This window comes from Acinetobacter sp. YH12131 (genome assembly GCF_013418635.1).
In the GTDB taxonomy this organism is placed as follows: Bacteria; Pseudomonadota; Gammaproteobacteria; order Pseudomonadales; family Moraxellaceae; genus Acinetobacter; species Acinetobacter towneri.
In genome coordinates, this window is record NZ_VPBQ01000003.1 from 150,964 (window position 1) to 162,900 (window position 11,937).

Annotated in this window: 8 protein-coding genes; all 8 read left to right on the forward strand. The window is 44.7% G+C overall.

The annotated features are described in order from the left end of the window. Positions 1 to 88: 88 nt before the first annotated feature. The 8 genes from ubiE (at position 89) to FTU66_RS03520 (ending at position 11,937) form a co-directional block, all read left to right on the forward strand. A complete protein-coding gene (gene ubiE, locus FTU66_RS03485) occupies positions 89 to 1,033 on the forward strand; it encodes a bifunctional demethylmenaquinone methyltransferase/2-methoxy-6-polyprenyl-1,4-benzoquinol methylase UbiE (RefSeq protein WP_004975907.1) in 945 nt (314 codons plus the stop codon). Positions 1,034 to 1,044: 11 nt separating this feature from the next. Further along, complete coding sequence (locus FTU66_RS03490; RefSeq protein ID WP_180112310.1) at positions 1,045 to 1,758, forward strand: SCP2 domain-containing protein; 714 nt, start codon at positions 1,045 to 1,047, stop codon at positions 1,756 to 1,758. A 13-nt stretch (positions 1,759 to 1,771) separates the two neighbouring features. Continuing rightward, positions 1,772 to 3,391, forward strand: a complete 1,620-nt coding sequence (locus FTU66_RS03495) for an AarF/ABC1/UbiB kinase family protein (protein ID WP_168541347.1) — start codon at positions 1,772 to 1,774, stop codon at positions 3,389 to 3,391. 193 nt (positions 3,392 to 3,584) lie between these two features. Further along, on the forward strand, positions 3,585 to 4,664 hold the full coding sequence (locus FTU66_RS03500) for a patatin-like phospholipase family protein (RefSeq protein WP_180112311.1): 1,080 nt from the start codon (positions 3,585 to 3,587) through the stop codon (positions 4,662 to 4,664). 126 nt (positions 4,665 to 4,790) lie between these two features. After that, complete coding sequence (gene hisIE, locus FTU66_RS03505) at positions 4,791 to 5,573, forward strand: bifunctional phosphoribosyl-AMP cyclohydrolase/phosphoribosyl-ATP diphosphatase HisIE (protein ID WP_004975893.1); 783 nt, start codon at positions 4,791 to 4,793, stop codon at positions 5,571 to 5,573. Between the two features lie 26 nt (positions 5,574 to 5,599). Continuing rightward, entirely contained in the window at positions 5,600 to 7,102 is a 1,503-nt protein-coding gene (locus FTU66_RS03510; RefSeq protein ID WP_180112312.1) for a UvrD-helicase domain-containing protein, read from the forward strand. A gap of 16 nt (positions 7,103 to 7,118) precedes the next feature. Then, entirely contained in the window at positions 7,119 to 8,492 is a 1,374-nt protein-coding gene (locus FTU66_RS03515; protein WP_180112313.1) for an AAA family ATPase, read from the forward strand. Positions 8,493 to 9,099: 607 nt separating this feature from the next. Continuing rightward, on the forward strand, positions 9,100 to 11,937 hold the full coding sequence (locus FTU66_RS03520; protein ID WP_180112314.1) for a monovalent cation/H+ antiporter subunit A: 2,838 nt from the start codon (positions 9,100 to 9,102) through the stop codon (positions 11,935 to 11,937).

Genomic DNA, 11,937 nt, shown 5'->3' on the forward strand with positions numbered 1-11,937 from the left:
TGCATGATGATTACTGTACAAGTGCTTAGAATCTGTCATCATGCATACACTGCAGCCTTAAGCCTTTTTATCCTGAGGAGTGACTCCAATGTCGAATGAAAATCAAACGCCTACCGCTACTCCCGAGTCGGCACAACCAACAGACAAAGTGAGTCCATTCTTAACCGAACCTCTACCGCAAGGCGCTCCACAAGGTCAGCAACAATCTTTAGAACAAAAATTAACGGATACACCTGTTACGGGTTCAGTGCCAAAATATAATTTGCCGCGCGGTGCCAACACAGGCAATGTCGGTGCAACCACACACTTCGGCTACCAAACCGTCAGCAGTGAAGATAAAGCCCAGAAAGTCGCAGAAGTCTTCCACTCGGTTGCAAGCAAATACGACATTATGAACGACTTAATGTCATTTGGTATTCACCGCTTATGGAAACGCTTTGCGATTAATATGTCAGGTGTACGTCGTGGTCAGCGCGTACTGGACATTGCAGGCGGTACGGGTGACTTAGCCAAAGTCTTTAGCCGTGAAGTTGGCCCTACAGGTCATGTGGTACTGTCAGATATTAACGAATCTATGCTGAATGTTGGCCGTGACCGTCTAATTGATGCAGGCTGTACCAATGTCGATTTCGTGTTGGCGAATGCCGAAACTTTAGAACCATTTGAAGACAACAGCTTTGACTTACTGACTATTTCATTTGGTTTACGTAACGTGACCGATAAAGATGCAGCTTTGGCAGCGATGTACCGCGTACTCAAGCCGGGTGGTCGTTTATTGATTTTAGAATTTTCAAAACCAGTATTTGAACCGTTCTCAAAACTCTACGATTTATATTCATTCACAGCATTGCCATTGATGGGTAAAATTGTCGCAAACGACTCAGAAAGCTACAAATACTTGGCTGAATCTATTCGTATGCACCCAGATCAACGCACTTTAAAAGGCATGATGGAACAGGCAGGCTTCCAAAACTGTGATTACCACAACCTGACTGGTGGTATTGTTGCCGTTCACCGTGGTTTTAAACTCTAAGGCGTACCGCAATGTGGTCAATTCTCGCCCTTGGTGCAGTTGAGAAACTGATTCATCATGTTATTGATTTGGATGCGATTACTCGCATCCAAATCAACCAACTACACGGCAAAATGTTGCGTGTGGTGCTCGATTCGCCACAGCTTTCTGTAGATGTCTTTTTTGATGACAACAAAGTTCGTTTAGAACCTACTGCAACAGGTCACAGCGAGCAGCCTTCTATTTTTGAGCATGAGAAGCGCTCTAGCTTCGCAAGGTTTGATCAAGCGCAAAATATCAGCCCCGCAACGACCACTTTGCATGTTAAAAATGTGGTGCAATTGCTCAAACTGTTGCTATCCGATGAAGTGGGCAATATTCCCCTACAAGGTGACTATCATCTTTTACAAGATATTCAGCGCATTATGCAGCAGGCTGAACTAGACTTGGCCGCACATTTAAGCCCTTGGATTGGTCCTGCTTTGGCTCATGAAGTTGGCAAAATTCAGCTTGCACCCAAGCATTTAAAACGCAGTCTACACAGCCATTTGTTCTTTGCTGAAGATGCCCTAAAAGAAGACAGTGGTCTATTTGCCCCACGCTGGCAAATGGATGACTTACAACAAGACACGCGCATTTTTCAACAAAATTTAGACCGCGCCGAAGCCAAAATTCAACAGCTACAAGCGCAGCTTGATGCACAGCCAGATACCGCTTCTGACACCTTAAACTCCACTCAACCCTAGGGAATAAGTCTTTATGATTCCGCACGTTTCACGTTTACTCGAACTTTGGCGCATTGCCGCGCACTATAGACTCGACACGTTGTTTCCTGCGGAAGAACTACCAGAAAAGGCACGTCATGCGCTCAGTTTGATTCGCATGCACCCTGCAGCATGGTCAAGTAAAGAGCGTAAAAACCCGCTTAAGCTAAAAGAAGCCCTAGAAGAAATGGGGCCACTGGCTATTAAACTTGGTCAGTTGTTGTCTACTCGTCGTGACCTGATTCCGCCTGAAGTTTTACAGCAGTTGGTCTTGCTGCAAGACCGTGTCAAACCTTTTGGTTCTGATGTGGCACAAATGCGGATTCAGCAATCACTCAAGGCAGACATCAACACCCTATTTGCTCGTTTTGATGAACAGCCTTTAGCAGCAGCATCCATCGCACAAGTACATACAGCGGCTTTGCATGATGGTCGTGAAGTGGTGGTAAAAGTCACCCGCCCCGATATTCGCCAGCAAATTTTGCAAGATTTTGAAATTTTGGAATGGCTAGGTGCTGCACTGGAAAAACGTCTGGAAGCTGCACGCGCCTTGCATTTGTCTGAAATTATTCAGGACTATCGTCAAATTATTCTAAACGAACTAGATTTGACCTTAGAAGCAGACAATACTCGCCGCATGCGCCATTACTTTACTGGCTCAAGCATGATGTACGTGCCTGAAGTCTATATGGACAGTAAAGATGTCATGGTGGCGGAGCGCATTACTGGTGTGCCAATTTCTGACACAGCCACTTTTGACCGTTTGGGCATGGATCGTGCCGATTTGGCTGAAAAAGGCCTGACCATTTTCTTTACCCAAGTATTCCGTGACAACTTTTTCCATGCCGACATGCACCCAGGCAACGTCTTTGTGGAAACCATTAATCCCAACAATCCGCGTTTTATTGCCCTAGATTGTGCCATTATGGGGGAGTTGTCCAAGCATGACCAAATGACCGTGGCACGTATGCTGCTCGCAGTCATGAACAGCAACTTCATGCAGTTGATTCAAGTAGTACATCAGGCAGGTTGGATTCCACCAGGCACAGATCAAGATGCCTTAGCCCGTGAAATGCGCCGTACTGTCGGGCCAATGGTGTCAAAACCAATGCACGAATTGGACTTTGCCGGCATCCTGATTCAAGTCATGGACATTGCACGCCGATTCCATTTGGAAATTCCACCGCAATTGATGCTGCTACTTAAAACCTTGGTGCATGTTGAGGGCTTAGGCACAGACTTATACCCTGAACTGGACATTTGGAAACTGGCAAAACCAATTCTGACCGACTGGATTAAAGCCAATATGAATCCTGTCAAAAATGTCAAAGAAATTGGTCAGCAAATTCCTGACCTGCTGTTGGGTGCGCAAGACTTGCCAAGTTTAATGATTGACAGCCTAAACGGACTTAAAAACCAGTCAGCATGGCATTCTAAACAATTGCATGAATTACAAAGCATGCGCCTGCAAATGGAACATCAGCAAAAACGCAGTTGGATTTTTGGCAGCATCATGGCCATTTTCCTATCCATTGCAATTATTGCACCGTGGTATGTTTCTATTGTTTTGATTGTCTTGGCAAGTTTTTTGGCGGTTTGGCGTGTAGTCAAATAAAGTTACATTGTTTGATCAACAGATCATCAATATTTAAAATCCTGCTTTAAAAGCAGGATTTTTTATCCTCTAAATATCAGCATCACCACAAACAGCTCTATGACTGATCAGTCACCAAGTGATGCCTCTCGCCATTGCTGCAAAAATCACCACGCCTACAATTAATGCACATTTGTAGCGTTATAGATTAAGCATGACTCAGATTTTGCAGAAACGTGCCCCTGCCCTCAGTATCCGTGCAGGACATTTGGCCCGCCAACTGATTGAACAAGAAGGTTTACACGCCCAACAGGTTGATATTATTCCTGGTGCAGCAGGCGGCCCCAAAGGCATTGGCATACAAGGACTAGATCAAGCTATTTTTGGTGAGTTTTTTGCCCAAGCCCCTAAACGCCGTACAGTTGTCGGTTCTTCCATTGGCAGTTGGCGCTTTGCCAGTATTTTGGCTTGGGGTGCAAAACAAGGTACTGAGCGCCTGTCCGATTTATACACCAACCTATATTTTCATAAAAAAATGTCACGCCAAGAGGTGGCTGAGATTTGTCAGAACATGCTGTTTGAACTGATTCAAGGACAGCAACAGCAACTGATCAACCACCCTGACTATCACCTAACGGTCATTTCAGTCAAAGCTCAGCATATTTTCCAAAGTGACCAAGCCTTACCTTTGCTCGCTTCTGTGGCAGGAATTATTGGTAGCAATGCCATTGCACGTAAACACAACCGCTTGTTTATGCAACGGGTCATCAGCCAACCTGCGCAAGGGCAACAGTTTATGGTTGAGGATGATTTTGTCACCCATTATCAAGCCCTAAATGAGCAAAATGTCGCACCGTGGCTACTCGCCTCAGCGTCTATTCCAGGGGTCATGTCTGCAATTCGTGACATTCCTGATGCGCCAGTGGGCAGTTATCGGGATGGTGGCTTGATTGACTACCACTTAGATTTGCCATACCAAAGTCAGGGCATCGTGCTGTATCCACACTTTACTGACAGCATCACTCCGGGCTGGTTCGATAAAATGTTGAAAAACCGCAAGGCCAATCCTGAAAATCAGGCACGTACACTTTTGCTATCACCTTCGGCAGAATATTTGAGCAGCCTGCCTTTAGGCCGTTTGCCAGATCGTAAAGACTTCACTTTAAAAGGTCTAGATCAAGCGCAGCGAATTCGCTTATGGAAACAGTCCGTAGCGGAAAGCCAACGTTTGGGTGATGAATTCTTGGAAATGGTGGAAAAACAAAACTTCCCGCAGTTTATGCAAACGCTTTGACAGCATAAATCTAGCAAGATAATTTAGGTAAATTGTCCTGAATCACGTACACTATAGGGACGATGCAAAATCGTGCGCTTAGAAAATGGCGTCCATACAATTTAAATTAATTTTGGTGAACAACTCATGAATAACTTGCAATGGCTCGATGAAGTAAAATTTAACGAACAAGGATTAGTGCCTGCCATTGCACAACATCATCAAACAGGACGTGTGTTGATGGTGGCATGGATGAACCGTGAAGCCTTGGCACTAACTGCCGAAAAAAATCAGGCGGTGTATTTTTCACGTTCGCGCAATAAATTGTGGCACAAGGGTGAAGAATCTGGACACTTTCAAACTGTGCACGAGATTCGTCTGGACTGCGATGCCGATGTGATTATCCTGCAAATTGAACAACATGGTGGAATTGCTTGCCACACAGGGCGTGAATCTTGTTTCTATCGCAAACTCACCGCCAATGGTTGGGAAATTGTAGATGCACAGCTGAAAGACCCGAATCAAATTTATGGTGAACAAGCCGCCAATGCTCACACCTTAGCCATGAGCCAATCTAAAGCACAAGCTGAGCAAGTTGAAGTTTTGGCCTATTTAGGGCAAATGATGAGCGAGCGTAAAACCGCCAATCCTGACTCTTCTTATGTAGCAAAGCTGTACCACAAAGGCTTGAACAAAATTTTGGAAAAAGTCGGTGAAGAAACCGTAGAAGCGATTATTGCAGCCAAAGACTTCAACACCGAAGCCAATGCCAACAATAAAAATGACCTAATTTATGAAGTGGCCGATTTATGGTTCCACAGCATTGTGATGTTGGGTTATTTCGACATTGAGCCGCAAGTGGTACTGAATGAATTGGCACGTCGTCAAGGCTTATCTGGCTTAGTTGAAAAAGCCAACCGCAGCCACTAACGCTTAATTAAAACCAACGCTGATCTGTGTCTGTCATTATCAAGCCCAGCCCGACCTATGAGCAAGCCACTGCCATAGACAACGCACGTCTGGGTAAATCCTTTAAAGTGATTGCCTATGCAGGCACAGGTAAAACCACGACCTTACAAATGATCAGTGATGCCATGCCTGAGCGGCGTGGCATGTATTTGGCTTTTAACAAAGCCATTGCCTCTGAAGCACAGAGTAAATTTCACCGTCAGGTCGATTGTCGCACTTTCCACTCGCTTGCTTACCGCAGCATTCCACGTGGAGTCACCGACAAATTACGTCTGCCACGCTTAAGCCCTAGCTTTATTGCAAAAGAGTACCGTTTAGAGCCAATTACCCTTAGACGGATGATGGGCGGACGTTATGAAAAATATGTGCTGATGCCAAGTCGACTGGCTAGCTTAGTCGCAAACGCAGTCAGTTATTTCTGCTCAACCAGTTCGCAATACCCTGCCCCACGGCATTTACAAGCACCTAGTTGGTTACACCCAGACGACATCGACACTTTACAAAAACATCTTTACCCTGCGGTAGAGCGGCGTTGGCTGGAGTCGATTGACCCCAATCATCAGGCTGGTATTGGGCACGATATTTACCTCAAACTTTGGGCTTTGTCTGAACCGAACATTCCTGCCGATTATGTCCTGTTTGATGAAGCGCAAGATGCTGACCCGCTCATGTTGGGTATTTTACTCAAGCAACGCAATACGCAGGTGATTTATGTGGGCGATGCGCACCAACAAATTTATGCATGGCGTGGTGCAGTCAATGCCATGCAACAACTACCCCTGCCTGAATCACGCCTGACCACATCTTTCCGTTTTGGTGAAGAAATTGCGCTGACGGCCAATGCCATTTTAGGCGGACTGAATGAAACCGTGCCTTTGCTTGGTAATCCGCAACTACACTCAAAAGTAGTGAACAAGCCACACACCAAAATGCGTGATGCAATTTTATGCCGCACCAATGCCCGTGCTATGGAATTGTTACTGGCAGGTTTGGTGCATGGCGATAAAGTCAGTTTACAGGCCGACCATGTGCGTTTAAACCGTTTTGTTGATGCTGCTGCGATGCTAAAACAAGGCAAACGCGTGACCGATGTACCTGAACTGGCGTGGTTCAACTCATGGCATGATGTCCATGAATATTGCGAAACTAACGATGGTAGTGACATTAAACCCTTGGTAAAACTGGTGGATGATCACGGTACCGATCCACTCAAACGGGCACTGGCTAAAATTACCCCCATTGACCAAGCTGACTATATTATTTCAACAGCGCATAAGGCCAAAGGTCTGGAATGGAATCGGGTACATATTGAAGATGACTACCAGTTTAAGCTGAATGACAAAGAACATAAAATTAGTGATGAAGAGTTAAGATTACTGTACGTGGCCTGCACACGTGCTAAAGTAAGTTTAAATATTCATCATATTTACGATTTGGTACAACAACTGAAAATAAAAATGCCGACATCGTTACGCAAAGCGGTGGGGTAATTGCAGCAGGTGCGCTATGAAAATTACATCGGTTCATTTCAGACACATCACCCATTTTGCAGACTTAAAACTTGAACTGAATTATCACGATCTTCACATCACCCTTATTTTAGGAGACCAAAGTGCGGGTAAAACCTCGCTGTTACGATTTAGTTATCAAGCACTGACTTGGTTTGCCGCTCGCTATAAAGACTTACGCACTGCGGGTTTGGTGATGCAAGATCAAGATATTTTGTTCAACCGCTTGCAAGCTAAAATTGATGTTTGTGTGGAAATTCCAGCAGAAATAGGCAGTTTGGCAGAATCAAGCAACACGCAAATTGAAAGCACCCAACATTGTGACTGGCAATTATATAAAACCCTGAATAGTAGCGGCGTAGGAGTAAGCAAAGCAGAAACCGCCAAGCTTGAAAAAATGGTGCAGCTCTATCAACACGCCATTAAACATGACCCGATGCAAGGTCTACCGCTGATTGCCTACTACCCTGCAGAACGCTTCGTGAATGAAGTTAATTTACTCAATAAAAATAATCCGCTGATTTTACAACCTGGACATGCCTACGAAATTGCTGCGATTCCATTCACGACATTTACTCGTTTTTTTGAATGGTTGCGGGAAATTTCCGATATTGAAAATGCCCAAAGTGCGCAGCTTTTACACAAGCTATATCAGCAACAACAAAGCGAACTCGCACAAACCCTGAATCAGTCCTTATTGCATGCCTATACCCAAATGCATGCACCGAGTTTACAAGCACTGAAAGATGCCTTACAAATCGTGCTGCCTGAAATTGAAGACCTATATCTACAACATCTGCCTAAATTACAACTCATGGTGCGCTGTCAGGGCAAAGATATGCTGTATCAGCAATTGTCGAACAGTCAGCGCAACTGGATTGCTCTGGTAGGCGATATTGTACGTCGCCTCTGTTTGCTAAACCCAAACAGTTTGTATCCGTGTCGCGAGGGAGATGGTATTTTGTTGATTGACCAGATTGATCATCAGCTCGATCAACAACAGGCCGCACAAATACTGACCCGTTTACATCAAGCTTTTCCGCGCTTACAAATTATTGCCACAGGCAACCGCAGCGAACTTTTGGAACAAGCGGAACGCTTTCAATGTTTAAAACTGGAACATCAACAGCTGCATCCCATCGCATGGCAAAGTTTACAACCGCAGTTTGCAGAAATTTATGCTGATGTGCTAGAAACCACTCACACGACAGAAGACGTCAGCCTACAAGAACAAAACCCAACACAATTAGGCACGGCTGAAATTTTGCAGCAGATTCAAAACCATTTAACTGCCGAACAAAAACAGGAATTGCTGCAACGCTTACAGCAATTGGATAGTGAGCCAACACCTGATCAATTGCCTGAATCTTAATTGCCGAAGTCTTTCAACGCATACTTGGGCAAAAAGCAAGGAAATACTTTATCCCGCATATAACAGACGGTATATAATGACTTTGCTGTATGCAAAAAAAATTGATGTTGTTTTATTCATGTAATAAAATCAGATTAATTTTGAACTTTTATAGTAAAATCCGATTTTGCTGTAGTTTTTAAAGTTGCGCAATACAACTTTTTTTATACCTTGAATAGTGTCTATTGACCTTTCAAACACGGTGAATGCTGTAAAAATGCAGCAGATGCAGATCAACTTCATCCATAGTTCAACTAGGTTGTAGATTGACGCATCTAAATATTTTTAACACAGCTTTAACCAAACCAAGCACAACCTTATTCGCTGCATCGTCAGCGAAAGATCAGCATATTTTTTGCTGCTTGAGCCGCCTAGCCATGTAAAATTATTTTTGCATGATCTTGTTTTGAGTTTAAGTTGCGACAATACGCTCATCAAAACAATAGACTACGTGTTTACTGACACGACTGATTGGCTTTCAAGATTGAATCTTTTGGATGGTGTGTTGCTGTCCTGTAATCCTTGGAAGATAAGATTCATCCTTTAGGTTTTCAACCTATTCACGACAATGGATATGAGTGTGCTACCGATTATTATATTGTTACCGTTAGTACTGGGCACAACCCTTGTCTCGTGGCTGAAACAATTTTCACGCGGGGTAACGGCTTTAGGGGCGATTGGCGTCAGTCTGAGCAGTCTTATTCTGCTCCTGACTCAAGCAAAAGCAGTCTTTAATGGCGAAACGATCATTCAAACATGGTCTTGGCTGCCACAGTTGGGGATTGATTTAAGCTTTCGTCTAGATGCGCTTGGTTTATTATTCTCCTTGCTGATCACGGGGATCGGCACACTCATTTTTATTTATGCCTATTATTATTTAAGTCCACAAAACTCGCTCAGTAAACTCTATGTTCTCCTCATGCTGTTTATGGCTGCCATGTTGGGAATTTCGCTCTCCAATAACCTGATTTTGTTGCTGACTTTTTGGGAACTGACCAGTATTTCCTCTTTCTTATTGGTGGGTTATTGGAGCAATTACGAGGCAGCACAACGCGGCTCACGTATGGCACTGACCATTACAGGCATGGGCGGACTCGCCATGCTCGGTGGTTTTGTGTTATTGGCGCAAATCACAGGCACCTATCAAATTGACCAAATCTTAATGATGACTGAACAAATTCAAAGTCATCATTTATTTGTACCAACTTTATTGCTGATTTTATTGGGTGCATTTACCAAAAGTGCGCAATTTCCGTTTCACTTCTGGCTACCCAATGCCATGGCTGCACCCACGCCTGTTTCTGCCTATCTACATTCGGCAACGATGGTCAAAGCAGGGATTTTCTTGCTGGCGCGCTTATTGCCAATTTTTGCAGGCGCAGCGTTATATCACAACCTAGTCACCTTTATTGGTCTATTTACCCTGTGTATGGCAGCATTCTTTGCCATTTTCAAAGAAGATTTAAAAGGCTTATTGGCGTATTCCACCATCAGTCATTTAGGTCTGATCATGTGCTTACTCGGCATTGGTTCACCGTTAGCAGTAGCTGCTGCAATTTTCCACATCATCAACCACGCCACCTTTAAAGCGGCCCTGTTTATGATTGCAGGAATTATCGACCACGAATCAGGCACACGTGATTTACGTAAACTTAGTGGCTTATGGCAACTATTACCCTTTACCGCCACCCTCACTATGATTACCGCGGCCTCTATGGCTGGCGTACCGTTGACCAACGGCTTTTTGTCCAAAGAAATGTTCTTCACTGAACTGGTAGCAAACTTATCTGGCCCTGTACTGTTGGTTTCTGCAATTGTTGCGACACTGGCGGGTATTTTTGCAGTGGCCTATTCAATACGTTTGGTACACGGCGTTTTCTTTGATGGTCCAATTGGTAAAGATGTCCCAAACAAAGAAGCTCACGAACCTCCGTTTGGCATGCGTGCACCCGCAACTTTATTGGCTGTTTTATGTATTTTAGTCGGCTTGATGCCTGCCTTATTGGTCGAGCATATTGTCAATAGCACGACTCGTGCCAGTACCCAACTGTCGCAGTTTGAAGGCACACATCTGGCAATTTGGCATGGCTTTAATCTTCCCCTGCTGATGAGTGTTATTGCACTGCTTGGCGGGATCATTTTCTATTTCTCGCTCGCCAAAGGTGGAAAAATCCGTGAAATTGACCTCGACCCACATTTAGGTCAATTCCAAGGCAAACTGCTGTTTGAATTATTCTTAAAACATTTGCTACAAGTTTCACGCAAAATCAAACGTAAAACCGAAAATGGTTCACTGCAAAGCTATTTGGTGTGGATCATTGCTTTTACGGTATTCATGGTCGCGCTACCATTATTCAATCAGGGATTAACAACTGGCACACGTGAACTCACACATGCGCCTATGATTGCCATTGTTTTATGGTTATTGCTGTTCTCTGCCTGTTGGATGATGCTGTGGTTCCACCATGAACGCATCAAGGCTGTCTTAATAAGCGGTGCGGTTGGTTTAGTCGTAACCATGATTTTTGTAGGACTTTCTGCGCCCGACTTGGCACAAACTCAAATCACGGTTGATGTCGTCACCACTGTTTTATTGCTGATGAGTCTATCGCTGCTCCCACAATTGACCCCGTATGAATCTAGCCGTTCACGTCGTTGGCGAGATGCCTTCATTGCGATTGGTGGCGGCATTGGTATCGGCTGGATTGCGTGGCTGGTTATGACTCGCGACCACAATTCAATTTCATGGTTCTTTAATCAGCAATCCATTCCACTCGGTGGCGGAACCAACGTGGTCAACGTCATTTTGGTGGACTTCCGTGGTTTCGATACCTTTGGTGAAATTACCGTCTTGGGCATTGCTGCGATTGGTACGCTGTGTTTAATGGATGGTATGCGTGCGCACGGCACTATCATGACCCAAGGTTTAACCTATCGCTTTAATCCTTCACCGTTGATGCTGCGGATTACCGCCTCATGGATTTTACCTATCGCCCTTGTGGTCAGCCTGTATATTTTCTTGCGCGGTCACAACTTACCAGGCGGTGGCTTTATTGCGGGCTTAATTACCGCAATGGCGTTGATCATCCAATACATTGCGCTTGGTCAAGACCACACCGAACAAATGCTCAAAGCTAAATCTGGACGTTTATACGAAATCTGGATTGGCGTGGGTTTAAGTATTGCAGGTCTGACAGGACTTGCCGCATGGTTCTGGGGACGTCCATTCCTCACTAGCGCACATATTTATGTCAATCCTCCGATTATTGGTGAAATGCACCTCGCTTCGGCTGCCTTATTTGATGTAGGCGTGTATGTCACGGTGGTTGGTGCGGTAATGTTGATGATTTCTGTCTTGGGCGACTCACGTCACTCAGGCATGTCTGGCCCACTTCCAAAGGAGTAA

What these genes read in the sequence shown, in the direction of transcription:
- ubiE (WP_004975907.1), top strand. Translation starts at nt 89, where the DNA reads ATGTCGAATGAAAATCAAACGCCTACCGCTACTCCCGAGTCGGCACAA.
- FTU66_RS03490 (WP_180112310.1), top strand. Translation starts at nt 1,045, where the DNA reads ATGTGGTCAATTCTCGCCCTTGGTGCAGTTGAGAAACTGATTCATCAT.
- FTU66_RS03495 (WP_168541347.1), top strand. Translation starts at nt 1,772, where the DNA reads ATGATTCCGCACGTTTCACGTTTACTCGAACTTTGGCGCATTGCCGCG.
- FTU66_RS03500 (WP_180112311.1), top strand. Translation starts at nt 3,585, where the DNA reads ATGACTCAGATTTTGCAGAAACGTGCCCCTGCCCTCAGTATCCGTGCA.
- hisIE (WP_004975893.1), top strand. Translation starts at nt 4,791, where the DNA reads ATGAATAACTTGCAATGGCTCGATGAAGTAAAATTTAACGAACAAGGA.
- FTU66_RS03515 (WP_180112313.1), top strand. Translation starts at nt 7,119, where the DNA reads ATGAAAATTACATCGGTTCATTTCAGACACATCACCCATTTTGCAGAC.
- FTU66_RS03520 (WP_180112314.1), top strand. Translation starts at nt 9,100, where the DNA reads ATGGATATGAGTGTGCTACCGATTATTATATTGTTACCGTTAGTACTG.